The 24,405-nt window shown below is 58.6% G+C and carries 22 protein-coding genes; 19 read left to right on the top strand and 3 right to left on the bottom strand.

Annotated features, from left to right (window positions below):
• Window positions 1-234: 234 nt before the first annotated feature.
• The 4 genes from trxB to infA all read left to right on the top strand — a co-directional run bounded on the left by trxB (window position 235) and on the right by infA (window position 3,057).
• The gene (gene trxB, locus PSH88_RS11395) at window positions 235-1,194 is read left to right on the top strand and encodes a thioredoxin-disulfide reductase (RefSeq protein ID WP_305426273.1); all 960 of its coding nucleotides are present in this window, start codon (window positions 235-237) and stop codon (window positions 1,192-1,194) included.
• Between the two features lie 68 nt (window positions 1,195-1,262).
• A complete protein-coding gene (aat, locus tag PSH88_RS11390) occupies window positions 1,263-1,943 on the top strand; it encodes a leucyl/phenylalanyl-tRNA--protein transferase (RefSeq protein WP_305426272.1) in 681 nt (226 codons plus the stop codon).
• 87 nt (window positions 1,944-2,030) lie between these two features.
• Entirely contained in the window at window positions 2,031-2,738 is a 708-nt protein-coding gene (locus PSH88_RS11385) for an arginyltransferase (RefSeq protein WP_305426271.1), read from the top strand.
• A gap of 100 nt (window positions 2,739-2,838) precedes the next feature.
• Complete coding sequence (gene infA / locus PSH88_RS11380; protein WP_002553999.1) at window positions 2,839-3,057, top strand: translation initiation factor IF-1; 219 nt, start codon at window positions 2,839-2,841, stop codon at window positions 3,055-3,057.
• A 259-nt stretch (window positions 3,058-3,316) separates the two neighbouring features.
• Here infA and clpA read toward each other — a convergent pair whose 3' ends face one another.
• Entirely contained in the window at window positions 3,317-5,587 is a 2,271-nt protein-coding gene (clpA, locus tag PSH88_RS11375; RefSeq protein ID WP_052967012.1) for an ATP-dependent Clp protease ATP-binding subunit ClpA, read from the bottom strand.
• A gap of 30 nt (window positions 5,588-5,617) precedes the next feature.
• Window positions 5,618-5,980 carry an ATP-dependent Clp protease adapter ClpS gene (clpS, locus tag PSH88_RS11370; RefSeq protein WP_015094394.1) on the bottom strand — a complete coding sequence of 121 codons (363 nt, stop codon included), beginning with the start codon at window positions 5,978-5,980 and terminating at the stop codon, window positions 5,618-5,620.
• Window positions 5,981-6,205: 225 nt separating this feature from the next.
• On the opposite strand from clpS, the gene PSH88_RS11365 reads away from it, so the two are divergent.
• On the top strand, window positions 6,206-6,487 hold the full coding sequence (locus PSH88_RS11365) for a cold shock domain-containing protein (RefSeq protein ID WP_305426270.1): 282 nt from the start codon (window positions 6,206-6,208) through the stop codon (window positions 6,485-6,487).
• Window positions 6,488-6,551: 64 nt separating this feature from the next.
• Here the strand turns inward: PSH88_RS11365 and icd are convergent, their stop codons facing one another.
• Window positions 6,552-7,808 (bottom strand): NADP-dependent isocitrate dehydrogenase, encoded by a 1,257-nt coding sequence (gene icd / locus PSH88_RS11360; RefSeq protein WP_038982523.1) that lies wholly within the window; start codon window positions 7,806-7,808, stop codon window positions 6,552-6,554.
• A gap of 493 nt (window positions 7,809-8,301) precedes the next feature.
• Between icd and PSH88_RS11355 the strand changes: the two genes are divergently transcribed.
• The 14 genes from PSH88_RS11355 to nuoF all read left to right on the top strand — a co-directional run bounded on the left by PSH88_RS11355 (window position 8,302) and on the right by nuoF (window position 24,377).
• Window positions 8,302-10,527, top strand: a complete 2,226-nt coding sequence (locus PSH88_RS11355) for an NADP-dependent isocitrate dehydrogenase (RefSeq protein ID WP_305426269.1) — start codon at window positions 8,302-8,304, stop codon at window positions 10,525-10,527.
• Window positions 10,528-10,741: 214 nt separating this feature from the next.
• Window positions 10,742-11,188, top strand: coding sequence for an NUDIX hydrolase (locus PSH88_RS11350; protein WP_305426268.1), 447 nt, complete (start codon window positions 10,742-10,744; stop codon window positions 11,186-11,188).
• A 59-nt stretch (window positions 11,189-11,247) separates the two neighbouring features.
• Complete coding sequence (gene mnmA / locus PSH88_RS11345; protein WP_305426267.1) at window positions 11,248-12,381, top strand: tRNA 2-thiouridine(34) synthase MnmA; 1,134 nt, start codon at window positions 11,248-11,250, stop codon at window positions 12,379-12,381.
• Window positions 12,378-13,001: a high frequency lysogenization protein HflD gene (gene hflD / locus PSH88_RS11340; RefSeq protein ID WP_305426266.1), complete on the top strand. Its 624-nt coding sequence runs from the start codon at window positions 12,378-12,380 to the stop codon at window positions 12,999-13,001. Before mnmA ends, hflD begins: the two co-directional genes overlap by 4 nt.
• Before the next feature lie 127 nt (window positions 13,002-13,128).
• Window positions 13,129-14,499, top strand: a complete 1,371-nt coding sequence (gene purB / locus PSH88_RS11335; protein WP_095631547.1) for an adenylosuccinate lyase — start codon at window positions 13,129-13,131, stop codon at window positions 14,497-14,499.
• Between the two features lie 86 nt (window positions 14,500-14,585).
• Window positions 14,586-15,755, top strand: a complete 1,170-nt coding sequence (locus PSH88_RS11330) for a ribosomal protein uL16 3-hydroxylase (protein ID WP_305426265.1) — start codon at window positions 14,586-14,588, stop codon at window positions 15,753-15,755.
• Entirely contained in the window at window positions 15,748-16,173 is a 426-nt protein-coding gene (locus PSH88_RS11325) for a GNAT family N-acetyltransferase (protein ID WP_305426264.1), read from the top strand. Before PSH88_RS11330 ends, PSH88_RS11325 begins: the two co-directional genes overlap by 8 nt.
• A 149-nt stretch (window positions 16,174-16,322) precedes the next feature.
• Window positions 16,323-17,084, top strand: coding sequence for a secretin N-terminal domain-containing protein (locus PSH88_RS11320; protein ID WP_305426263.1), 762 nt, complete (start codon window positions 16,323-16,325; stop codon window positions 17,082-17,084).
• 510 nt (window positions 17,085-17,594) lie between these two features.
• Window positions 17,595-18,920: an isocitrate lyase gene (aceA, locus tag PSH88_RS11315; protein ID WP_007905048.1), complete on the top strand. Its 1,326-nt coding sequence runs from the start codon at window positions 17,595-17,597 to the stop codon at window positions 18,918-18,920.
• Window positions 18,921-19,569: 649 nt separating this feature from the next.
• Window positions 19,570-19,983, top strand: a complete 414-nt coding sequence (locus PSH88_RS11310) for an NADH-quinone oxidoreductase subunit A (protein ID WP_007905050.1) — start codon at window positions 19,570-19,572, stop codon at window positions 19,981-19,983.
• 10 nt (window positions 19,984-19,993) lie between these two features.
• The gene (locus tag PSH88_RS11305; protein WP_008014893.1) at window positions 19,994-20,668 is read left to right on the top strand and encodes a NuoB/complex I 20 kDa subunit family protein; all 675 of its coding nucleotides are present in this window, start codon (window positions 19,994-19,996) and stop codon (window positions 20,666-20,668) included.
• Between the two features lie 72 nt (window positions 20,669-20,740).
• Complete coding sequence (gene nuoC, locus PSH88_RS11300; protein ID WP_305426262.1) at window positions 20,741-22,525, top strand: NADH-quinone oxidoreductase subunit C/D; 1,785 nt, start codon at window positions 20,741-20,743, stop codon at window positions 22,523-22,525.
• Between the two features lie 2 nt (window positions 22,526-22,527).
• Window positions 22,528-23,025: an NADH-quinone oxidoreductase subunit NuoE gene (gene nuoE / locus PSH88_RS11295; protein WP_007905058.1), complete on the top strand. Its 498-nt coding sequence runs from the start codon at window positions 22,528-22,530 to the stop codon at window positions 23,023-23,025.
• The gene (gene nuoF, locus PSH88_RS11290; RefSeq protein WP_305426261.1) at window positions 23,022-24,377 is read left to right on the top strand and encodes an NADH-quinone oxidoreductase subunit NuoF; all 1,356 of its coding nucleotides are present in this window, start codon (window positions 23,022-23,024) and stop codon (window positions 24,375-24,377) included. Before nuoE ends, nuoF begins: the two co-directional genes overlap by 4 nt.
• The last annotated feature ends 28 nt before the right edge of the window (window positions 24,378-24,405 follow it).

The raw sequence follows: 24,405 nt of genomic DNA, 5'->3' as shown, positions 1-24,405 counted from the left end.
GTAAAAAAGTTAACAGGCGCAACTGGGACTACTTTTAACACTGCGCCCCGGTTTTTCGAAATACGGCACGCACCGCTTTTTTGATACAACACTGTTACAAGCAGGCATTGTACGGGTTTGTTCGCCCGATGCCATGCTTGAGACCCTTGGGTGCAGCATAGCCAACAGCACAGTACGCGCAGTCCAATTTGAGCATGCATTCTCTTTTGTGACAAAGGCTTATGAGGTGTTTTTATGACTGAAGCGAAGCATTCCCGCCTGATCATTCTGGGTTCCGGCCCTGCCGGTTACAGCGCAGCCGTTTATGCCGCTCGCGCCAACCTCAAACCCGTTGTCATCACCGGCATACAGGCAGGTGGCCAGCTGACCACCACCGTCGAAGTCGACAACTGGCCTGGCGACGTCGAAGGCCTGACCGGCCCGGTGCTGATGGAACGCATGCAAAAACACGCCGAACGCTTCGACACAGAGATCGTTTACGACCACATCCATACGGCCAAGTTGCAACAGCGCCCGTTCGAGCTGATTGGCGACAGCGGCACCTACACCTGCGATGCGCTGATTATCGCCACCGGTGCTTCGGCGCAATACCTGGGGCTGCCATCGGAAGAAGCCTTTGCCGGCAAAGGGGTTTCGGCCTGCGCCACCTGCGATGGCTTCTTCTACCGTAACCAGGTGGTCGCGGTGGTCGGTGGAGGTAACACGGCCGTTGAAGAAGCGCTGTACCTGTCGAACATCGCCAAGGAAGTCCACCTGATTCACCGTCGCGACAAACTGCGCTCGGAGAAGATCCTCCAGGACAAGCTCTTCGAAAAAGCCGCCAACGGCAATATCCGCCTGCACTGGAACCAGAATCTTGACGAAGTGCTGGGCGACGCCAGCGGCGTGACCGGCGCCCGCCTGCGGCACAGCCATACGGGCGAAACCAATGAATTGTCGCTGGCCGGTGTATTCATCGCCATCGGCCACAAGCCCAACACCGACCTGTTCCAGGGCCAGCTGAAAATGCGTGACGGCTACCTGCTGATCAAAGGCGGCAGCGAAGGTGACGCCACTGCCACCGACATCGAAGGTGTGTTCGCCGCCGGTGACGTGGCCGATCATATTTACCGCCAGGCGGTGACCTCCGCCGGGGCCGGCTGCATGGCCGCGCTGGACGCCGAGAAGTATCTCGATGACATCCCCACCGTTTGACGGTTAACCTCCTTCAAGGCGGGCTCAACGGCCCGCCACCGCCCTCCCCTTCTGCAAGCCCGGATGCCATGCTGACTTGGTTACAACGCAATACCCTGACCTTCCCGCCGCTGGAAAAAGCCATGCGCGACCCCAACGGGCTGCTGGCCGCGGGCGGCGATCTGTCTGCCGATCGTCTGATTCAAGCCTATCGTCACGGCTGCTTTCCGTGGTTTTCGGAGGGCCAGCCGATTCTCTGGTGGTCGCCGGATCCGCGCACGGTTTTGTTTCCCGACGAACTGCATGTCTCCCGCAGCTTGAACAAACTGCTGCGCCAGCAGCGCTATCAAGTGACCTTCGATCGGGATTTTGCCGCGGTCATCCGCGCCTGCGCCGCACCGCGCGAGTACGCTGACGGCACCTGGATCACCCAAGCGATGCAGGATGCCTATGTCGAACTGCACAGGCGTGGTTACGCCCATTCGGTGGAAGTCTGGGACGATGGCGTGCTGGTCGGCGGGCTCTACGGCCTGGCTATGGGGCAGCTGTTTTTCGGCGAATCGATGTTCAGCCGCGCCGACAACGCCTCCAAATATGGCTTCGCCACACTGGTGCGGCATCTGAAGGACTCAGGTTTTGTGCTGATTGATTGCCAGATGCCTACCGATCATCTGCACAGTCTGGGTGCCCGAGCGATTCCTCGCCGCGAATTTGCTGGCTATCTTGCGCGGCACCTGGATCAACCGGGGCGCTCCAACTGGGTTTGCTGAGCGACTTTTGCGCGCGTGGCTTACACTTAATGCGGGGAAACGAATTGAGAGCGCCCCCTAATCAAAAGTTTATCCCGAGGGTTGATCATGACCGAGTTGGCGCGTTTGAAGTTCTATGCCACTCAGCCCCACTCTTGCAGTTATCTGCCCGAGGAGCAGGCCACCACGCTGTTCCTCGACCCTAGCCAGCCCATGGATGTGCATGTCTATGCAGACCTGTCGGAAATGGGCTTTCGTCGTAGTGGCGATCATCTCTACCGGCCCCATTGCCAGCATTGCAATGCGTGCGTGCCGGCGCGCATTCCTGTGGCGCAATTTACCCCCAACCGTCAGCAGAAACGCATTGTCAAACGCAATGCAGACTTGCAGGTGCGTCCGGCCAGACCCAAGTTCAGCGAAGAGTACTTCGACCTCTATCAGCGCTACATCGAACAACGTCACGCCGATGGCGATATGTATCCGCCGAGCCGCGACCAGTTTTCGACCTTCCTGGTGCGCGACCTGCCGTTCTCCCGCTTCTATGAATTTCGTCTCGAAGGCCGACTGCTGGCAGTGGCCGTGACCGACTTGCTGCCCAATGGTTTATCGGCGGTCTACACCTTCTACGAGCCCGGCGAGGAGCGTCGCAGCCTGGGGCGTTACGCGATTCTCTGGCAGATCGCCGAAGCCGGGCGCCTGGGACTGGAAGCGGTCTATCTAGGCTACTGGATCAAAAACTGCAAAAAAATGAGCTACAAGACCCAATATCGCCCTATCGAACTGCTGATTAATCAGCGTTGGGTCATCCTGAGCTAGAACCCCTTGGCTTAAACCCCATTTTTCGGGCACAATGCACGCCGCTTTTGCCTGGCGCAGTTGCACCGGGCCATTCATTGGACACCGAGGGCTTTACTGCATGTCGAAAGAAGACAGCTTCGAAATGGAAGGCACTGTCGTCGACACCCTGCCCAACACCATGTTTCGTGTGGAGTTGGAAAATGGGCACGTCGTAACCGCGCATATTTCCGGCAAGATGCGCAAGAACTACATCCGTATTCTTACCGGCGACAAAGTGCGCGTCGAGCTGACGCCCTATGACTTGAGCAAAGGGCGCATCACCTACCGCGCTCGCTAATCAAGTCAATACAAAACGCCCGGCTATGCCGGGCGTTTTTGTTTGTGTGGGAATTAGCTGCCACATTTCGAGCCATTGCACAGATCCTGTGGGAGCGGACTTGCCCGCGATAGCGGTGGGTCTGCTTACTTGGATGCTGAATGTGCCGCCGCCTTCGCGGGCAAGCCCGCTCCCACAGGGTTTTGTGTTTATCGCTTGAAATCGACCAGACAGCAAAAAGGCGCCAATCGGCGCCTTTTTGCTTTGTTGCGGTTTAACGTCAGGCCATTTCAGCCGTGGTCTCGAACTCGAAGGTCAGCTCGCCGTCCTTGATGTCGATGTGTACCACACCGCCATGTTCGGCCAGTTCACCAAAGAGAATCTCCTCCGCCAGCGGACGCTTGATCTTGTCCTGGATCAAACGCGCCATTGGACGAGCGCCCATTGCTGAGTCGTAACCACCGGCCGCCAGCCAGCTGCGAGCAGCGTCGGTGACTTCCAGCAGCACACGCTTGTCTTCCAGCTGCGCCTGAAGTTCGGTAAGGAACTTGTCCACCACGCTTTTGATGACCTCATGGCTGAGGCGACCAAACTGGATAATGGTGTCCAGACGGTTACGGAATTCCGGCGTGAAGCTCTTCTTGATCACTTCCATCGCATCGGACGAATGGTCCTGATAGGTGAAACCGATCGAAGCACGCGCTGCGGTCTCGGCACCGGCGTTGGTCGTCATGATGACGATCACGTTACGGAAGTCCGCCTTGCGCCCGTTGTTATCGGTCAGCGTACCGTGGTCCATGACCTGCAACAGCAGGTTGAAGACTTCCGGATGCGCCTTCTCGATTTCATCGAGCAACAGCACGCAGTGAGGCTGCTTGGTGATGGCTTCGGTCAGCAGACCGCCCTGATCGAACCCGACATAGCCTGGAGGCGCACCGATCAGACGCGATACGGTGTGGCGCTCCATGTACTCGGACATGTCGAAGCGAACCAGCTCGACCCCCAACGCCTTGGCCAGTTGCCGCGCGGCTTCGGTTTTACCAACACCGGTCGGCCCTGCGAACAGGAACGAACCGACGGGCTTGTCAGGCGACTTGAGGCCGGCACGGGACAGTTTGATCGCGGTCGACAGCGAGTCGATCGCGGCATCCTGACCAAATACCGTGAGCTTCAGGTCACGCTCAAGGTTACGCAGCAGCTCTTTGTCGGAACTGGTGACGTGCTTTGGCGGAATTCGCGCGATTTTCGCGACAATGTCCTCGACCTGAGCCACTTCGATGCGCTTCACGCGCTTCTCGATCGGCTGCAGACGCTGATACGCACCCGCCTCGTCGATGACGTCGATGGCCTTGTCCGGCATGTGCCGGTCATTGATGTAACGCGAGGCCAGTTCAGCAGCAGCGCGCAGGGCTTCATCGCTGTATTCGATGTTGTGGTGCGCTTCGAAACGCCCCTTCAGGCCACGCAGGATGCCAATGGTGTCTTCCACCGAAGGTTCCGACACATCGACCTTCTGGAAGCGCCGAGCCAGAGCACGGTCCTTCTCGAAGATCCCACGGAATTCCTGGAACGTGGTCGAACCGATGCAGCGAATATCGCCCGAAGACAGCAACGGCTTGAGCAGGTTCGAAGCATCCATGACGCCACCGGACGCAGCGCCCGCACCGATGATGGTGTGGATCTCGTCGATGAACAGGATCGCCTGCGGACGTTTTTTCAGCTCATTGAGCAGCGCCTTGAAACGCTTCTCGAAATCGCCGCGGTATTTGGTTCCGGCCAGCAAGGCCCCCAGATCGAGGGAATACACCACGCTGTTGGCCAGCAGGTCCGGCACCTGGTTATCAACAATGCGTTTGGCCAGGCCTTCGGCAATCGCGGTTTTACCCACGCCCGCCTCGCCCACCAGCAGCGGATTGTTTTTGCGACGACGCGCCAGGATCTGCGCGACGCGCTCGACCTCCAGCTCACGGCCTACCAACGGATCGATACGACCCTGGCGCGCGAGTTCGTTGAGGTTGCTGGCATAAGCATCCAGAGGATTGCCTGAAGAAGAAGACTCACCGCCCTCGTCGTCCTGCATATCTTGTTCACCTTCAGAGTGATCGCCATGCCCCGGCACTTTGGAAATGCCATGGGCGATGTAGTTGACGACATCGATGCGCGCAACGCTCTGCTGTTTCAGCAGAAACACTGCCTGACTCTCTTGCTCACTGAAGATCGCGACCAGCACGTTGGCGCCAGTCACTTCGCGTTTGCCCGAGCTCTGTACGTGAAAGACAGCACGTTGCAGTACACGCTGGAAGCCCAGGGTTGGCTGGGTTTCACGATCCTCGTCATGCAAGGGGATCAATGGCGTGGTGGAGTCGATGAACTCCTGCAGGTCATGCTTGAGTTTGTCGAGGTTTGCGCCGCAGGCACGCAAAACGGTAGCGGCAGCCTCATTATCCAATAGGGCCAGCAGCAGGTGTTCGACGGTCATGAATTCATGACGCTTCGAACGAGCCTCCTTGAAGGCAAGATTGAGGGTGACTTCGAGCTCGCGGTTTAACATAGCTTCACCTCATACCCAAGTGGTCGGCGATTAACCGTCCTTCTCGATTTCACAGAGTAGCGGATGCTGGCTTTCCCTGGCGTACTGGTTGACCTGCATGGCCTTGGTCTCGGCGATGTCGCGGGTAAACACTCCACATACTGCCCGTCCTTCTGTATGAACGGCCAGCATGACCTTGGTCGCCAGCTCGCGATTCAGGTTAAAAAACACCTCGAGCACTTCGACGACGAAATCCATCGGTGTGTAGTCATCGTTGAACAAAACCACCTTGTACATAGGCGGCGCCTGTAAAGCAGGCTTAGCCTCCTGAACAGCAATGCCTGCGGAATCGTCGTCGTGTAAATCAGGGCGATCCTGATTGAATGTTAGTCGAATCTGGCTGATTGCATGCATGGAAAGAAAGGTTCGTCAGTTGTGCAAATACAGTGGTGGGGGCGCTTATGAACGTTTTCAACTCCGACTGCCCGGTCACCTTGACTATCGGAAAATCGGTGTTACAACCAATAGAGCCCACAGTGGGTAAAAAAGGTCCGCGGAGTCAATCTTATTTGCAAGATTAGACTGCGGATTAACTGGATGATACTCCAGTGATGGAGTCTGTTGCAGAGGGATATGGGTATGTCAGTTGGCAAGGTGAAATGGTTCAACAATGCCAAGGGGTTCGGTTTCATTAACACCGACGCCAGAGAAGGTCGTGACGAGGATGGAAAAGAAATCGATTTCTTTGCCCACTATTCGGCCATTGAGATGGATGGATACAAAACCCTCAAAGCTGGACAGATCGTTAGCTTCGAGATCGTTCAGGGCCCCAAAGGCTTGCATGCAGTAAAGATCGCGTCTGCCACATCCCCGAACGAACAGACCACACCTGCCCTCCAGCAAGAAAAAGTGCCTAGCTGATGCAATCTGTCATCCAGTCATAAAAAAACCGCCCGAAGGCGGTTTTTTTGTTACATAAATCCGCTTACATGTGCGAAATCAGCGCATCACCAAACCCTGAAGACGAAACCAGTTTGGCGCCCTCCATCAGACGTTCGAAGTCATAGGTCACGGTTTTCGCGGAGATCGCGCCGTTGGTGCCTTTGATGATCAGGTCGGCCGCTTCGGTCCAGCCCATGTGACGCAGCATCATCTCGGCGGACAGGATCAACGAACCCGGATTGACCTGGTCCTTGCCGGCGTATTTCGGCGCAGTACCGTGGGTCGCTTCGAACATGGCCACGGTGTCGGACAGGTTGGCACCCGGCGCGATACCGATACCGCCCACTTCGGCCGCCAGGGCGTCGGAGAGGTAGTCGCCGTTCAGGTTCAGGGTCGCGATCACATCGTACTCGGCCGGGCGCAGCAGGATCTGCTGGAGCATGGCGTCGGCGATGGCGTCCTTGACGATGACGTTCTTGCCGGTTTTCGGGTTCTTGAACTGCATCCACGGGCCGCCGTCGAGCAGGGTCGCGCCGAATTCTTCAGCGGCCACTTCGTAGGCCCATTCCTTGAAGGCACCTTCGGTGAACTTCATGATGTTGCCTTTGTGCACGATGGTCAGCGAGTCGCGATCGTTGTCGACCACATACTGCAGGGCCTTGCGCGCCAGACGCTTGGTGCCTTCCAGGGAGACCGGCTTGACGCCGATACCGCAGTTTTCGTCGAAACGGATCTTGGTGACGCCCATTTCTTCTTTAAGGAACTTGATGACCTTGGTCGCTTCCGGCGAACCGGCCTTCCATTCGATACCGGCATAAATGTCTTCCGAGTTTTCGCGGAAGATCGTCATGTCGACGTCGCCTGGCTTCTTGACCGGGCTAGGTACGCCTTCGAACCAGCGCACCGGACGCAGGCACACATACAGGTCGAGTTGCTGGCGCAGGGCCACGTTCAGCGAACGGATGCCGCCGCCGACCGGCGTGGTCAGAGGGCCCTTGATGGAAACCACGTAATCCTTGACCGCGTCCAGGGTTTCCTGAGGTAGCCAGGTGTCCTGATCGTAAACCTGAGTCGCTTTCTCCCCGGCGTAGACTTCCATCCAGGAAATTTTGCGTTCGCCGCCGTAAGCCTTCTTAACAGCAGCATCGACAACCTTGATCATGACCGGGCTGATATCAACGCCAATACCATCACCTTCAATGAAGGGGATGATCGGGTTGTTAGGAACATTGAGAGAATGGTCCGCGTTGACGGTGATTTTGTCGCCGACGGCTGGAACCTGAATCTTCTTGTATCCCATGCTGAACTCCATTGTTTGGATTGAACATCTGGCTGCGTTCGAGCGTACCCCAGTTAAATCGGCGCGCAAACCCTATGTTCCGCCCATCTGCCGCAAAGCTGCACAGTTCGCGACGTACAAGCCTGAAAACAAAGGGAAAAGCGCCAAACTCAAGCACGGCGAACGACTCTACGCGCCGCACTCCCCTGCGACCTTTAGACCAATGGACGAAAATCGTTGCCTATGAACCATCGGCAGATTGCCAGCTACCTATGTATAATGCCGCCGCTGACCACAGAGTCACGACGGCCGACCGCTCTATCACAAGACGTTGGGCCCGAATAAGCCGGATTGCTACCGCAGTCCACCCGCTTGACGCTCGACTGATGCACCCAACATCACCGCGAAGAAACCTCGACATTCGGCTCATGGATGACTTTGAACGAACGCGCTTACCCGGCGCCCCTCGAGTTTCTGCGCACGCTTTAGCAAAGAAGAGAGAGTTAATCCGAATATGCCCACCCGCTCGAAGATCATCTATACTTTCACCGACGAAGCCCCAGCCCTCGCCACCTATTCACTGTTGCCTATCGTAGAGGCTTTCACCGCCTCGGCTGATATCGCCGTTGAAACCCGCGATATCTCTCTTGCAGGGCGCATTCTGGCCAGCTTCCCCGAGCAATTGGGTGACAAAGCCGTAGCCGACCACCTCGCCGAACTGGGCGACCTGGCCGTCACGCCTGAAGCCAACATCATCAAGCTGCCAAACATCAGTGCTTCGGTTCCGCAACTGCAGGCCGCGATCAAAGAGCTGCAAGCCCAGGGCTTCGCACTGCCGGACTACCCGGAAACCGTGACCAGTGATGCCGACAAGCTCGCCAAGTCGCGTTACGACAAGATCAAGGGCAGCGCCGTAAACCCGGTTCTGCGCGAAGGCAACTCTGATCGTCGCGCCCCACTGTCGGTCAAGAACTACGCGCGCAAGCACCCGCACAAAATGGGCGCCTGGGCCAAAGACTCCAAGTCCCACGTCGCTCACATGAGCACCGGCGATTTCTACGGCAGCGAAAAAGCCGCCCTGATCGACGCCGCTGACGCCGTCAAAATCGAACTGATCGCTCAAGACGGCACCACCACCGTCCTGAAAGAAAAAACCACCGTGCAAGCCGGTGAGATCCTCGATTGCGCCGTCATGAGCAAAAACGCGCTGCGCAGCTTCATCGCGGCCGAGATCGAAGACGCCAAGCAAAAAGGCGTGCTGCTGTCGGTTCACCTGAAAGCCACCATGATGAAGGTCTCCGACCCGATCATGTTCGGCCAGATCGTTGCCGAGTTCTATAAAGACGCCCTGGCCAAGCACGCTGACGTGCTGGCTCAGATCGGTTTCAACCTGAACAACGGCATCGGCGACTTGTACGCTCGCATCAAGGCTTTGCCTGCCGAGCAACAAGCGCAGATCGAAGCGGACATCCAGGCGGTCTACGCCGTTCGTCCGTCGTTGGCCATGGTCAACTCCGACAAAGGCATCACCAACCTACACGTGCCGAGCGACGTCATCGTCGACGCCTCGATGCCAGCGATGATCCGTGACTCCGGCAAGATGTGGGGCACCGACGGCCAGCTGCACGACACCAAGGCCGTGATCCCGGATCGCTGCTACGCCACCATCTACCAGGCGGTGATCGAAGACTGCAAGGCAAACGGCGCCTTCGATCCAACCACCATGGGCAGCGTGCCAAACGTTGGCCTGATGGCGAAGAAAGCCGAAGAGTACGGCTCGCACGACAAGACTTTCCAGATCAAGGCAAACGGCGTGGTTCGGGTTTCCGACAGCGCTGGCCGCACCCTGTTGGAACAGTCGGTTGAAGCCGGCGACATCTTCCGCATGTGCCAGACCAAAGACGCGCCGATCCAGGATTGGGTCAAACTGGCCGTCAACCGTGCCCGTGCAAGCGCAACTCCGGCCATTTTCTGGCTGGACCCAATGCGCGCCCACGACGGCGTAGTGATCGAGAAAGTTCAGGCGTACCTGAAGGATCACGACACTTCTGGCTTGGACATCCGCATCATGTCGCCTGTCGACGCGATGAAGTTCACCCTGGACCGTACTCGCGAAGGCAAGGACACCATTTCGGTGACCGGCAACGTATTGCGCGACTACCTGACCGACCTGTTCCCGATCATGGAACTGGGCACCAGCGCCAAGATGCTGTCGATCGTTCCGCTGATGAACGGCGGTGGCCTGTTCGAAACCGGCGCCGGCGGTTCGGCACCGAAGCACGTTCAGCAGCTGCTGGAAGAAAATTTCCTGCGCTGGGATTCCCTGGGCGAGTTCCTGGCCCTGGCCGCTTCCCTCGAACATCTGGGTGTTACCTACAACAACCCTAAAGCGCTGGTGCTGGCCAAGACCCTGGATCAGGCCACTGGCCAGTTCCTGGATAACAACAAGTCGCCATCGCGTAAAGTCGGCAACATCGACAACCGCGGCAGCCACTTCTACCTGGCGCTGTACTGGGCTCAAGCCCTGGCCGCCCAGACCGAAGACGCTGCACTGCAAGCGCAGTTTGGCGAACTGGCCAAAACCCTGACCGAGAACGAAGCGACCATCGTTGCCGAGCTCAACGCCGTTCAGGGCAAGCCAGTGGACATCGGCGGTTACTACCACGCCAATGCCGAGCTGATCAGCAAGGCCATGCGCCCGAGCAACACCTTCAACGCCGCGATCGCTGCGCTGGTTTAAGGTTGTAAGGATGCAAAGAAGCCCCGGCCCAGTGCCGGGGTTTCTGCTTCTGACTTTTACACATATCAATCTGCCGAAACAAAAACCTGTGGGAGCTGGCTTGCCTGCGATAGCCATTTATCATTCAACATTGATGTCGACTGACCCACCGCCATCGCAGGCAAGCCAGCTCCCACAGGATCGGGTTCCAATATTCAAAATTCGAGGAAGTCTCATGGATTGGCTACCCCACATCACCGTCGCCACCATTGTCGAAGACAACGGTCGCTTCCTGATGGTCGAAGAGTCCAAGCACGGACGAACGGTGCTCAACCAGCCCGCCGGCCATCTGGACCCGGAAGAAACCCTGATCGAAGCCGCCATACGCGAAACCCTTGAAGAAACCGGCTGGGACGTCGAGCCGACCGGCGTGGTAGGCATTTATCTCTACACCGCCCCAAGCAACGGCGTGACCTATCAACGCGTCTGCTTCACCGCCAAAGCGTTGAAACACCACCCGGATTATCAATTGGACGACGGTATTGTCGGCGCGAAATGGCTGACGCGTGACGAACTGCTGCAACAGCGCGCAAACTGGCGCAGTGAGCTGATCATCCGCTGCATCGATGATTATCTGGACGGTAAACACTTCAGCCTCGAGCTGATCCGCCCTTCTCTTTAGCCTTGCAGGCTTGAGCCTGCTAGAATCGCGTCCTTTTTCAAGACACTCATTAAATCCCTATGCGTGATCCAGCCCCTTCTGCCACACAAAAGAAGCGCGTCATTGTCGGTATGTCCGGCGGCGTGGACTCTTCCGTTTCCGCCCTCCTGCTGATCGAGCAGGGTTATGAGGTGGAAGGCCTGTTCATGAAGAACTGGGAAGAAGACGATGGAACGGAATACTGCACCGCCATGGATGACCTGGCGGACGCTCAGGCCGTGTGCGACAAGATTGGCATCAAGCTGCACACCGCCAACTTCGCCGCCGAGTACTGGGACAACGTGTTCGAGCACTTCCTGGCCGAATACAAGGCCGGCCGCACGCCGAACCCGGACATCCTGTGCAACCGCGAGATCAAGTTCAAGGCGTTCCTCGATTACGCCATGATGCTCGGCGCCGATCTGATTGCCACCGGCCACTACGTGCGCCGCCGCGACATCGATGGTCGTACCGAATTGCTCAAGGGCCTGGATCCGAACAAGGACCAGAGCTACTTCCTGCACGCCGTCGGCGGCGAACAGATCGCCAAGACGCTGTTCCCGGTCGGCGAGCTGGAAAAACCCGAAGTCCGTGCGATTGCCGAGAAACACGACCTGGCCACCGCGAAGAAAAAGGATTCCACCGGGATTTGTTTTATCGGCGAACGCCGCTTCAGCGACTTCCTCAAGCAATACCTGCCGGCACAGCCAGGCGAGATCAAGACCACCGAAGGCGAAGTCATCGGCCGTCACCACGGCCTGATGTATCACACCATCGGCCAGCGTCAGGGCCTGGGCATCGGCGGCTTGAAAGACGCCGGTGACGAGCCGTGGTACGTGCTGATCAAGGACCTGGAACACAACGAGCTGATCGTTGGCCAGGGCAACGATCACCCTTATTTGTTCTCCCGCGCCCTGCTCGCCTCGGACATCTATTGGGTCAACCCGATCGACTTGACCGAGCCGCGCAAATTGACCGCCAAGGTGCGTTATCGCCAGAGCGACCAGCCTTGTACGCTGGAAAAGACCGCCACCGGCTACCGCGCGACCTTCGATGACCCACAACGCGCGGTCACCCCAGGCCAATCCGTGGTGTTCTACGACGGTGAAATCTGCCTTGGCGGCGGCGTGATCGAAGTGGCCGAACCCTGGACCAGCAAGGGTCAGCGTTCATGAGCCCGACTCAGGAGCAACTGACAGCCCTGGGCGGTGTATTTCTCGCCGCCGTGCTGGTCGACAAGATCGCCAAGACCGGCCAGACCAACGAAGCCGGCCTGACCTGCATGCTCGGCAGCCTGTTGATTCGCGACCCCAAGGACACGCTGGAAGTCTATGGCGGTGACGACATCAACCTGCGTGACGGTTACCGCGCCCTGATCGGCGCCTTGGAGCGCGACCCCAGCACTCTTCAGCGCGAACCGCTGCGCTATGCCCTGGCGATGCTGGGGCTGGAGCGTCAGCTGGCCAAACGTGGCGACATGCTGGACGAAATCGGCAAGCGTCTGCCGCAGATTCAGTCCCAGGTCGAGCACTTCGGGCCGGCTCACGAAAACGTGATCGCCGCCTGCGGTGCGCTGTATCAGGACACCCTGAGCACCCTGCGCCAACGGATTCAGGTGCATGGCGACATGCGCAACCTGCAGCAACCGAGCAATGCCTCGAAGATTCGCGCGCTGTTGCTGGCCGGGATCCGCTCGGCACGCCTGTGGCGGCAGTTGGGTGGTCATCGCTGGCAGTTGGTGATCAGCCGGCGCAAATTGCTTAAAGAGCTTTACCCGCTGATGCGCAGCAGCTGAACCGCGCCCGCAATACCGCTTTGTAGTCAGTAACGCGTAATACGCCGGTCAGTTGGCAACGGACCGGCGGATTTTTTCATGTATGATACGCGCCCCATTTCGTTGCCCGACTGTCCGAGAACACCCCATGCAGCTCTCTTCGCTCACTGCGGTTTCCCCTGTTGACGGCCGCTACGCCGGCAAAACCCAGGCCCTGCGCCCGATTTTCAGCGAATACGGCCTGATCCGTGCTCGCGTCCTGGTTGAAGTGCGCTGGCTCCAGCGCCTGGCCGCTCACCCTGCCATCAGCGAAGTGCCGGCGTTCTCCGCCGAAGCCAACGCGGTGTTGAACACCCTGGCGGAAAACTTCTCTCTGGAGCACGCCGAGCGTGTCAAAGAGATCGAGCGCACCACCAACCACGACGTCAAAGCCATTGAGTACCTGCTCAAAGAGCAAGCGGCCAAGTTGCCGGAACTGGCTGCCGTCAGCGAATTCATCCACTTTGCCTGCACCAGCGAGGACATCAACAACCTGTCCCACGCCCTGATGCTGCGCGAAGGCCGTGATGACGTGATGCTGCCGCTGATGCGCCAGACTGCCGAAGCCATTCGCGAGCTGGCCATCCGTTTCGCTGACGTGCCGATGCTGTCGCGCACCCACGGTCAACCGGCATCGCCGACCACCCTGGGCAAAGAGCTGGCGAACGTGGTTTACCGTCTGGAGCGTCAAATCGCTCAAGTCGCCGCCGTTCCGCTGCTGGGCAAAATCAACGGCGCTGTCGGCAACTACAACGCTCACCTGTCGGCCTACCCTGAGATCGACTGGGAAGCCAACGCCCGCGCCTTCATCGAAGACGAACTGGGCCTGGGCTTCAACCCGTACACCACGCAGATCGAACCGCACGACTACATCGCCGAGCTGTTCGACGCGATCGCACGCTTCAACACCATCCTGATCGACTTCGACCGCGACATCTGGGGCTACATCTCCCTGGGTTATTTCAAACAGCGCACCATCGCTGGCGAAATCGGCTCGTCGACCATGCCGCACAAGGTCAACCCGATCGACTTCGAAAACTCCGAAGGCAACCTGGGCATCGCCAACGCACTGTTCCAGCACCTGGCGAGCAAGCTGCCGATCTCCCGCTGGCAGCGTGACCTGACCGACTCCACCGTACTGCGCAACCTCGGTGTCGGCTTCGCCCACAGCGTGATCGCGTACGAAGCCAGCCTCAAAGGCATCAGCAAACTGGAGCTCAACGCTCAGAAAATCGCTGCTGACCTGGACGCGTGCTGGGAAGTGCTGGCCGAGCCGATCCAGACTGTGATGCGTCGCTACAACATCGAAAACCCGTACGAGAAATTGAAAGAGCTGACTCGCGGCAAGGGCATCAGCCCTGAAGCGCTGCAGACCTTCATCGACGGGCTGGACATGCCGGCGCAAGCCAAGGCCGAGCTGAAACTGCTCACCCCGGCCAACTACATCGGCAACGCTGTAGCGCAAGCCAAACGCATCTGATCGACCGCTCTACCCGTTTGAGACGCCCGGCAGCGCCGGGCGTTTTTATTCCCGTCTGAAAAGTGCTTTTTTTCAATAGGTTACACATGAATCCTGACATTCCTCTTCAACTTCTGGGCGGCATCACGGCGCGCGAATTCCTGCGCGACTACTGGCAGAAAAAACCCCTGCTGATCCGCCAGGCGATTCCTGATTTCGAAAGCCCGATCGACGCCGACGAACTGGCCGGCCTGGCGCTGGAAGAAGAAGTCGAATCGCGCCTGGTGATCGAGCACGGCGAGCGCCCTTGGGAATTGCGCCGCGGCCCGTTCGCCGAAGACGAATTCAGCAAACTGCCGGAACGTGAATGGACTCTGCTGGTGCAAGCCGTCGACCAATTCGTGCCGGAAGTCGCTGAGCTGCTGGAAAACTTCCGCTTTCTGCCGAGCTGGCGTGTCGACGATGTGATGATCAGCTTCGCCGCTCCGGGTGGCAGCGTTGGTCCGCACTTCGATAACTACGACGTGTTCCTGCTGCAGGGTCACGGCAAGCGCAACTGGAAAATCGGCCAGATGTGCGATTCCGAGAGCCCGTTGCTGCAACACGCCGACCTGCGCATCCTCGCCGACTTCGACGCCACCGACGAATGGGTACTGGAACCGGGCGACATGCTCTACCTGCCGCCACGCCTGGCCCACTGCGGCGTGGCCGTCGATGACTGCATGACCTATTCGGTTGGTTTCCGCGCGCCGAGCGCCGCTGAAGTGCTGACCCACTTCACCGATTTCCTCAGCCAGTTCCTGTCGGACGAAGAGCGTTACACCGACGCTGACGCCCTGCCAGCGGCCGATCCTCATCAGATCCAGCACGACGCCCTCGATCGCCTGAAAAGCCTGCTCGCCGAGCACATGAGCGACGAGCGCCTGCTGCTGACCTGGTTCGGCCAGTTCATGACCGAGCCGCGCTACCCGGAACTCGTGGTTGGCCCGGAAGAGATCGAAGAAGACGACCTGCTTGCCAGCCTCGAGCAAGGCGCGGTGCTGATCCGCAACCCGAGCGCGCGCTTGGCCTGGTCGGAAGTTGATGACGACCTGCTGCTGTTTGCCAGCGGTCAGAGCCGTTATCTGCCGGGCAAACTGCGCGAGCTGCTGAAGATGATCTGCGCCGCCGATGCACTGCACGTCGACAATCTCGGCGACTGGCTGAGCGATGAAGACGGCCGCGGCCTGCTGTGTGAACTGATCAAGCAGGGAAGCCTGGGGTTTGCCGATGAATAAAATTCACGTACGTGTCGCAGACTGGCAAAAGGACAACGCCGAGATCCGGCGCATTCGTGAGACGGTGTTCATCGCCGAGCAATCCGTTCCGCCTGAGCTGGAATGGGATGCTGATGACGCAACGGCAGTCCACTTTCTGGCCTTTGAAGGCGACTTCCCGATCGGCACCGCCCGGTTGTTGCCAGATGGTCACATCGGCCGAGTGTCGGTGCTCAAGGACTGGCGCGGCTTGAAAGTCGGCGATGCGCTGATGCAAGCAGTGATCGGTGAAGCCGAGGAGCGCGGGCTGAAGCAGCAGATGCTGAGCGCGCAAGTGCAGGCCACGGCGTTCTATGAGCGTTTGGGTTTCAGCATGGTCAGTGAGGAGTTCCTGGAAGCCGGAATTCCGCATGTGGACATGGTGCGCCACTTGGCTTAAGACCCCTCACCACAAAGGCACATCAGGAACACCACAGAGCGCCCCGCCATCCTTCGATGCCGGGGCGTTTTGCTGCCTGTGATTCAACTCGCACCACGACGTGCCGACAAACTGGCAATATCAAACCTTTGATTTGCGGAGAAACGGACATGTCCCTACGCACCCTGCTCACCACGCTGCTACTGACCTGCAGTTTTTCGGTAATGGCCGCCACCGAGATCGTGCCCCTGAACTATCGCACCAGCGCCGACTTGCTGCCGGTGGCGCAGAATTTCATCGGCAACGAGGGCAAGGTCAGCGCCTATGGCAATCAGCTAATCGTCAACGCAGAACAGCGCAAGATCGACGAACTTAAGGCCGTGATCGGCCAACTCGATGTGGCCGCCAAGCGCTTGCTGATCACCGTCGACACCAACGAAAACAATTTCCAGGGTGATCAGGGGTATTCGGTGAACGGCGCCAAGCCGAGCCAGACGCGCATCATCAACCGCAGCACCGACAGCCGTGACGGCGGCATCCAGCAGGTTCAGGCCAGCGAAGGCACACCGGCGCTGATCCAGGTCGGCCAGAGCGTGCCGCTCACCAGCACCCAGACCGACAGCTATGGCGACCTGCGCAGCCAGACCGAATACCGCAATGTCACCCAAGGTTTCTACGTCACCGCCAGCGTCACCGGCGACATCGTTCATCTGGCAATCAGTACTAACCGTGACCGGATGAGCCAGGAACGTCCCGATGTAGTGAACGTGCAAAGTACCGACACAACGGTCAGCGGCCGACTGGGCGAGTGGATCACCCTGGCCGGCGTAAATCGCCAGACTCAGGCCGATAAACAGGGCCTGACCCGCAGCTACTCGACTCAGGGCCGGGATGACATGACTCTGCGGGTGAAAGTCGATACGTTGGACTAAAGCACCAAAAACTGACTGATTAGTCGTATTAGACCAAAGATGTAGTGCCAGAAAAAAAGCACTACAAAACGTTTGACGAGCCAAAAAAGCAAAGGCATGATGGCCTCGCTCCCGCTAATCAGAGGCCCTGGCAAGGGCTTTCGAGTCGCTGTTCGCACCTACCCCGCGAGCCGATTCGTGTCTGTACCGCCCACAAGGTGTGTTTGACGAGGTTGCCGACTGGAACGAAGTTGTCCCGAGGGACGGAAGCGTAATTAGGTAACCCGGCTCCACACTGAAGTCCGCACCAAGGCCCACGACGCCCGAATGCGCTCGCCAGTTCGCCCTTACCTGCTCACTTCCCCTCGAGCCCATCGTTCATCCCGTCGCCATCCCCGCCAACCCGACTTGACCGCCTAAGCTTCTGGTCAGCGAGCAGCCTTTTACGCCCCTTTTAATTGCGTACCTGGCAGGAGCATGAATTTCCACCAAGAACGACTTTTTATCAAAGACGCGACGAGGTTTATCTCCATGGCACTGACACGCGAACAGCAAATTGCAGCCCTCGAAAAAGATTGGGCTGAAAACCCGCGCTGGAAAGGCGTGACACGCAATTACTCCGCTGCTGACGTCGTCCGTCTGCGTGGCTCGGTTCAACCTGAGCACACCTTTGCAAAAATGGGCGCCGACAAGCTTTGGAACCTGGTAACCCAGGGTGCCAAGCCGTCCTTCCGTCCTGAGAAAGATTTCGTCAACTGCATGGGCGCCCTGACCGGCGGCCAGGCTGTACAACAAGTCAAAGCCGGTATCCAGGCGATCTACCTGTCGGGCTGGCAAGTGGCTGCGGACAACAACTCCGCCGAATCGATGTACCCGGACCAGTCGCTGTACCCGGTGGATTCGGTTCCGACCGTGGTCAAGCGCATCAATAACTCGTTCCGTCGCGCCGACCAGATCCAGTGGAAAGCCGGCAAGAACCCGGGCGACGAAGGTTACATCGACTACTTCGCTCCGATCGTGGCTGACGCTGAAGCCGGTTTCGGTGGCGTTCTGAACGCCTACGAGCTGATGAAGAGCATGATCGAAGCAGGCGCCGCCGGCGTTCACTTCGAAGACCAACTGGCTTCCGTGAAAAAATGCGGCCACATGGGCGGCAAGGTACTGGTTCCTACCCAGGAAGCCGTACAGAAGCTGACCGCTGCTCGTCTGGCAGCTGACGTTGCCGGTACACCGACCATCATCCTGGCCCGTACCGACGCCAACGCAGCTGACTTGCTGACTTCCGATTGCGACCCGTACGACCAGCCTTTCGTGACTGGCGAACGTACCCAGGAAGGTTTCTACAAAGTGCGTGCCGGTCTCGACCAGGCCATCGCTCGCGGCCTGGCTTACGCGCCGTTCGCCGACCTGATCTGGTGCGAAACCGCCAAGCCGGATCTGGACGAGGCTCGTCGCTTCGCTGAAGCGATCAAAAAGGAATACCCGGACCAACTGCTGTCGTACAACTGCTCGCCTTCCTTCAACTGGAAGAAAAACCTGGACGACGCGACCATCGCCAAGTTCCAGCGCGAACTGTCCGCCATGGGTTACAAGCACCAGTTCATCACCCTGGCCGGCATTCACAACATGTGGCACAGCATGTTCAACCTGGCGCACGACTACGCCCGCAACGACATGACTGCCTACGTGAAGCTGCAAGAGCAAGAGTTCGCTGACGCTGCCAAGGGTTACACCTTCGTGGCTCACCAGCAGGAAGTGGGCACCGGCTACTTCGACGACATGACCACCGTGATTCAAGGTGGCACATCCTCGGTGACCGCACTGACTGGTTCGACCGAAGAAGAACAGTTCCACTGATCTGCTTCGTTTAAGCAAACGGCCCTTGCGGACCGAATAAAAAGCTAACCGCAAAGCCGCTCATCTGACGCCCCGACTGGTTCGGGGCGTTTTTTTGCCTGCGATTTAACAAACACCGCAAAACCCTGTGGGAGCGGGCTTGCCCGCGATGGCAGCGTGCCAGACGCCACAGATGTCGACTGGAAGACCGCCATCGCGGGCAAGCCCGGCTCCCCCAGGGAATGCAGCGACCCACAAAATTTTGCGAAAAACATTGATCCAGAGCGGTACTGCGATCAGAGAAAGCGGGTAAAACGAGCACGCGTGCTACTTGCAGTAACGCGCATATAAGACAACTTCCCAGCCACTCACCTGTTAAACAGTTTGAAAACCACGTCAAATAATATTGATTATCATTTAGCGACAACTATGTTCGTTACATTCCCTACAAACCATATTTGACAAAACTCCCGCTAATGCCCGAGCCGCATGGGCTACAGGGCTTTGGAGGCAGGCTATGTCCTTATTCTTGTAAATAATTTCGCTATCTGAATTTTACTTGCTCGGTGTTTAGCCATAAAATCACCGCGATTGATTGCTGCGACATATCGTCACTGCTTTGTTTCTTTTCAAGCTCAGAGACCTTTGCTCTCTGTTAAGGATTACCAGCATGCCCGAAGCGACCGGACTCATGGCCCACAACTGGGGCTTTGCCATTTTCCTTCTGGGTGTCGGCGGCCTTTGCGCCTTCATGCTCGGTGTCTCCAGCCTCCTCGGGTCAAAAGCCTGGGGCCGCAGCAAAAACGAACCGTTCGAGTCCGGCATGCTACCTACAGGTGGCGCCCGCTTGCGGCTCTCAGCCAAATTCTATCTGGTCGCGATGCTCTTCGTGATCTTCGATATCGAAGCCCTATTTCTCTTTGCCTGGTCTGTGTCCGTCCGCGAAAGCGGCTGGACCGGATTCGTCGAAGCTCTCGTTTTCATAGCAATTCTGTTGGCAGGTCTTGTCTACCTATTCCGAGTGGGCGCCCTTGACTGGGCTCCGGAAGCTCGTCGTAAGCGGCAAGCGAAGCTGAAACAATGAGGCTTTGGCAATGCAATACAATCTCACCAGGATCGACCCCGATGCTCCTAACGAGCAGTATCCGATTGGCAAACGGGAAACCGTTTCCGATCCGTTAGAAGATCAAGTCCACAAAAACATTTTCATGGGCAAGCTCGAAGACGTGCTCAACGGCACGATCAACTGGGGGCGCAAGAACTCCCTGTGGCCGTACAACTTCGGTCTTTCGTGCTGCTACGTGGAAATGACCACCGCCTTCACGGCGCCCCACGACATCGCGCGCTTTGGCGCCGAGGTGATCCGGGCATCGCCGCGTCAGGCGGATTTCATGGTTATCGCCGGTACCTGCTTCATCAAGATGGCGCCGATCATTCAGCGTCTCTACGAGCAAATGCTCGAGCCTAAATGGGTCATCTCCATGGGTTCGTGCGCCAACTCCGGTGGCATGTACGACATCTACTCCGTCGTTCAAGGGGTGGACAAGTTCCTGCCCGTGGACGTCTACGTGCCTGGCTGCCCGCCCCGCCCTGAAGCTTTTCTGCAAGGCTTGATGCTGTTGCAGGAGTCGATTGGCCAGGAGCGTCGCCCACTTTCCTGGGTCGTTGGCGATCAAGGCGTTTACCGCGCCGAGATGCCTTCGCAAAAGGAACAGCGCCGCGAACAGCGTATTCAGGTAACCAACCTGCGCAGCCCCGACGAAGTCTGATCCAGATCTGTTCTTACAAAGAAACGAGAAACTGGTTTCATTCTTTACGTTGACCGAAAGCGATAAATAACCATGACTACAGGCAGTGCTCTGTACATCCCGCCTTATAAGGCAGACGACCAGGATGTGGTCGTCGAACTGAACAATCGTTTTGGCCCGGAGGCGTTCAGCGCCCAGCCGACCCGCACCGGCATGCCGGTGCTTTGGGTTGCCCGCGCCAAACTCGTCGAAGTCCTGACTTTCCTGCGCAACCTGCCCAAGCCGTACGTCATGCTCTATGACCTGCACGGCGTGGACGAGCGTCTGCGCACCAAGCGTCAAGGGCTGCCAAGCGGCGCCGACTTCACTGTGTTCTATCACTTGATGTCGATCGAACGTAATAGTGACGTAATGATCAAGGTCGCCTTGTCCGAGAGCGACCTCAACCTGCCGAGCGTCACCAGCATCTGGCCGAACGCCAACTGGTACGAGCGTGAAGTGTGGGACATGTACGGCATCCACTTTGCCGGTCACCCTCACCTGACCCGCATCATGATGCCGCCGACCTGGGAAGGACACCCGCTGCGCAAGGACTTCCCGGCCCGTGCCACCGAGTTCGATCCGTTCAGCCTGACCCTGGCCAAGCAACAGCTTGAGGAAGAAGCCGCGCGCTTCAAGCCTGAAGACTGGGGCATGAAGCGTTCCGGCCCGAACGAGGACTACATGTTCCTCAACCTGGGGCCGAACCACCCTTCGGCCCACGGTGCGTTCCGCATCATTCTGCAGCTGGACGGTGAAGAGATCGTCGACTGCGTGCCGGACGTCGGTTACCACCACCGTGGTGCCGAGAAGATGGCCGAGCGTCAGTCCTGGCACAGTTTCATTCCGTACACCGACCGTATCGACTACCTCGGCGGCGTGATGAACAACCTGCCGTACGTGCTCTCGGTCGAGAAGCTGGCCGGCATCAAGGTGCCCGAGAAGGTCGACGTCATCCGCATCATGATGGCCGAGTTCTTCCGGATCACCAGCCACCTGCTGTTCCTGGGCACTTACATCCAGGACGTCGGCGCCATGACCCCGGTGTTCTTCACCTTCACCGACCGCCAGAAGGCGTACACGGTGATCGAAGCCATCACCGGTTTCCGTCTGCACCCGGCCTGGTACCGCATCGGTGGCGTAGCCCACGACCTGCCGCGCGGCTGGGAAAAACTGGTCAAGGATTTCGTCGAGTGGATGCCAAAGCGTCTGGACGAATACCAGAAAGCCGCACTGGACAACAGCATCCTGCGTGGCCGGACCATCGGCGTCGCCGCCTACAACACCAAAGAAGCCCTGGAATGGGGTGTCACCGGTGCCGGCCTGCGTTCGACCGGTTGCGATTTCGACCTGCGTAAAGCCCGCCCCTACTCCGGCTACGAGAACTTCGAATTCGAAATCCCGTTGGCGGCTAATGGTGATGCCTACGACCGTTGCATCGTTCGCGTCGAAGAAATGCGCCAGAGCATCAAGATCATCGAGCAGTGCATGCGCAACATGCCGGAAGGCCCGTACAAGGCGGACCACCCGCTGACCACGCCGCCGCCCAAAGAGCGCACGCTGCAGCACATCGAGACCCTGATCACGCACTTCCTGCAAGTTTCGTGGGGCCCGGTCATGCCGGCCAACGAATCCTTCCAGATGATCGAAGCGACCAAGGGCATCAACAGTTATTACCTGACGAGCGATGGCGGCACCATGAGCTACCGCACCCGGATTCGTACCCCAAGCTTCCCGCACCTGCAGCAGATCCCTTCGGTGATCAAAGGCAGCATGGTCGCGGACTTGATCGCGTACCTGGGTAGTATCGATTTCGTTATGGCCGACGTGGACCGTTAAGCATGAACAGCACGCTTATCCTGACAGACCGTTTCGCCCTGAGCGAAACCGAGCGCTCGGCCATCGAGCACGAGCTGCATCACTACGAAGACCCGCGCGCGGCGTCGATCGAAGCCCTGAAGATCGTTCAGAAGGAACGTGGCTGGGTGCCTGACGGCGCGCTCTACGCCATCGGCGAAATCCTCGGCATCCCGGCCAGCGACGTTGAAGGGGTGGCGACGTTCTACAGCCAGATCTTCCGTCAGCCCGTGGGCCGTCACATCATTCGCGTCTGCGACAGCATGGTCTGCTACATCGGTGGCCACGAGTCAGTGGTCAGCGAAATCCAGAGCAAGCTGGGCATCGGCCTGGGTCAAACCACCGCCGACGGTCGTTTCACCCTGCTACCTGTCTGCTGCCTCGGCAACTGCGACAAGGCGCCGGCGCTGATGATCGACGACGACACGTTCGGTGATGTACAGCCTGCCGGCGTTGCCAAATTGCTCGAGGGCTACGTATGACCCTGACTTCCTTTGGTCCAGCCAACCGCATCAAGCGTACGGCCGAGACTCACCCGCTCACCTGGCGCCTGCGTGACGACGGCGAAGCCGTATGGCTCGACGAGTACCAGGCCAAGAACGGTTACGCCGCTGCGCGCAAGGCCTTCGCCGACATGGCCCAGGACGACATCGTCCAGACCGTGAAAGATTCCGGCCTCAAGGGCCGCGGCGGCGCAGGCTTCCCCACGGGCGTGAAGTGGGGTCTGATGCCCAAGGACGAATCCATCAACATCCGCTACCTGCTGTGCAACGCGGATGAAATGGAGCCGAACACCTGGAAAGACCGCATGCTGATGGAGCAACTGCCCCATCTGCTGATCGAAGGCATGCTGATCAGTGCTCGCGCGCTGAAAACCTACCGTGGCTACATCTTCCTGCGTGGCGAGTACACCACCGCAGCCAAGCACCTGAACCGTGCCGTGGAAGAAGCCAAGGCAGCGGGCCTGCTGGGTAAAAACATCCTGGGCAGCGGCTTCGATTTCGAGCTGTTCGTCCATACCGGCGCCGGGCGTTACATCTGCGGTGAAGAAACCGCACTGATCAACTCCCTCGAAGGCCGCCGCGCCAACCCGCGCTCCAAGCCGCCCTTCCCTGCCGCCGTGGGCGTGTGGGGCAAGCCGACTTGCGTGAACAACGTCGAAACCCTGTGCAACGTGCCGGCGATCATTGCCGACGGCGTGGACTGGTACAAATCGTTGGCCCGCGAAGGCAGCGAAGACATGGGCACCAAGCTCATGGGCTTCTCCGGCAAGGTCAAGAACCCGGGCCTGTGGGAATTGCCGTTCGGCGTCACCGGTCGCGAGCTGTTCGAAGACTACGCCGGCGGCATGCGCGACGGTTACAAGCTCAAGTGCTGGCAGCCAGGCGGCGCCGGTACCGGTTTCCTGTTGCCGGAACACCTGGACGCACAAATGTATGCCGGCGGCATCGCCAAAGTGGGCACCCGTATGGGTACCGGCCTGGCCATGGCGGTGGACGACAGCGTCAACATGGTGTCCTTGCTGCGCAACATGGAAGAGTTCTTCTCCCGCGAATCCTGTGGCTTCTGCACCCCATGCCGTGACGGTCTGCCGTGGAGCGTCAAGCTGCTGCGCGCGATCGAGAACGGTGAAGGGCAAGCCGGCGATATCGAGACCCTGCTGGGTCTGGTCGGTTTCCTCGGCCCAGGCAAGACCTTCTGTGCTCACGCACCGGGTGCCGTGGAGCCGTTGGGTAGCGCCATCAAATACTTCCGTCCAGAGTTCGAAGCCGGCATCGCGCCTAGCAGCGCCGTCGTCCCGCCTCTGGCAAAGCCGATCGTAGTCGGCGCGTAAACGCTTAAAAAGGCGAAGGGTCCGTGCC

Origin of the sequence: Pseudomonas wuhanensis, assembly GCF_030687395.1 — a bacterium.
In the GTDB taxonomy this organism is placed as follows: Bacteria; Pseudomonadota; Gammaproteobacteria; order Pseudomonadales; family Pseudomonadaceae; genus Aquipseudomonas; species Aquipseudomonas wuhanensis.
This window is presented reverse-complemented; position numbering and strand designations above follow the sequence as displayed.

Coding starts and splice junctions, on each gene's coding strand:
- trxB (WP_305426273.1), top strand. CDS start 235: ATGACTGAAGCGAAGCATTCCCGCCTGATCATTCTGGGTTCCGGCCCT.
- aat (WP_305426272.1), top strand. CDS start 1,263: ATGCTGACTTGGTTACAACGCAATACCCTGACCTTCCCGCCGCTGGAA.
- PSH88_RS11385 (WP_305426271.1), top strand. CDS start 2,031: ATGACCGAGTTGGCGCGTTTGAAGTTCTATGCCACTCAGCCCCACTCT.
- infA (WP_002553999.1), top strand. CDS start 2,839: ATGTCGAAAGAAGACAGCTTCGAAATGGAAGGCACTGTCGTCGACACC.
- clpA (WP_052967012.1), bottom strand. CDS start 5,587: ATGTTAAACCGCGAGCTCGAAGTCACCCTCAATCTTGCCTTCAAGGAG.
- clpS (WP_015094394.1), bottom strand. CDS start 5,980: ATGCATGCAATCAGCCAGATTCGACTAACATTCAATCAGGATCGCCCT.
- PSH88_RS11365 (WP_305426270.1), top strand. CDS start 6,206: ATGTCAGTTGGCAAGGTGAAATGGTTCAACAATGCCAAGGGGTTCGGT.
- icd (WP_038982523.1), bottom strand. CDS start 7,808: ATGGGATACAAGAAGATTCAGGTTCCAGCCGTCGGCGACAAAATCACC.
- PSH88_RS11355 (WP_305426269.1), top strand. CDS start 8,302: ATGCCCACCCGCTCGAAGATCATCTATACTTTCACCGACGAAGCCCCA.
- PSH88_RS11350 (WP_305426268.1), top strand. CDS start 10,742: ATGGATTGGCTACCCCACATCACCGTCGCCACCATTGTCGAAGACAAC.
- mnmA (WP_305426267.1), top strand. CDS start 11,248: ATGCGTGATCCAGCCCCTTCTGCCACACAAAAGAAGCGCGTCATTGTC.
- hflD (WP_305426266.1), top strand. CDS start 12,378: ATGAGCCCGACTCAGGAGCAACTGACAGCCCTGGGCGGTGTATTTCTC.
- purB (WP_095631547.1), top strand. CDS start 13,129: ATGCAGCTCTCTTCGCTCACTGCGGTTTCCCCTGTTGACGGCCGCTAC.
- PSH88_RS11330 (WP_305426265.1), top strand. CDS start 14,586: ATGAATCCTGACATTCCTCTTCAACTTCTGGGCGGCATCACGGCGCGC.
- PSH88_RS11325 (WP_305426264.1), top strand. CDS start 15,748: ATGAATAAAATTCACGTACGTGTCGCAGACTGGCAAAAGGACAACGCC.
- PSH88_RS11320 (WP_305426263.1), top strand. CDS start 16,323: ATGTCCCTACGCACCCTGCTCACCACGCTGCTACTGACCTGCAGTTTT.
- aceA (WP_007905048.1), top strand. CDS start 17,595: ATGGCACTGACACGCGAACAGCAAATTGCAGCCCTCGAAAAAGATTGG.
- PSH88_RS11310 (WP_007905050.1), top strand. CDS start 19,570: ATGCCCGAAGCGACCGGACTCATGGCCCACAACTGGGGCTTTGCCATT.
- PSH88_RS11305 (WP_008014893.1), top strand. CDS start 19,994: ATGCAATACAATCTCACCAGGATCGACCCCGATGCTCCTAACGAGCAG.
- nuoC (WP_305426262.1), top strand. CDS start 20,741: ATGACTACAGGCAGTGCTCTGTACATCCCGCCTTATAAGGCAGACGAC.
- nuoE (WP_007905058.1), top strand. CDS start 22,528: ATGAACAGCACGCTTATCCTGACAGACCGTTTCGCCCTGAGCGAAACC.
- nuoF (WP_305426261.1), top strand. CDS start 23,022: ATGACCCTGACTTCCTTTGGTCCAGCCAACCGCATCAAGCGTACGGCC.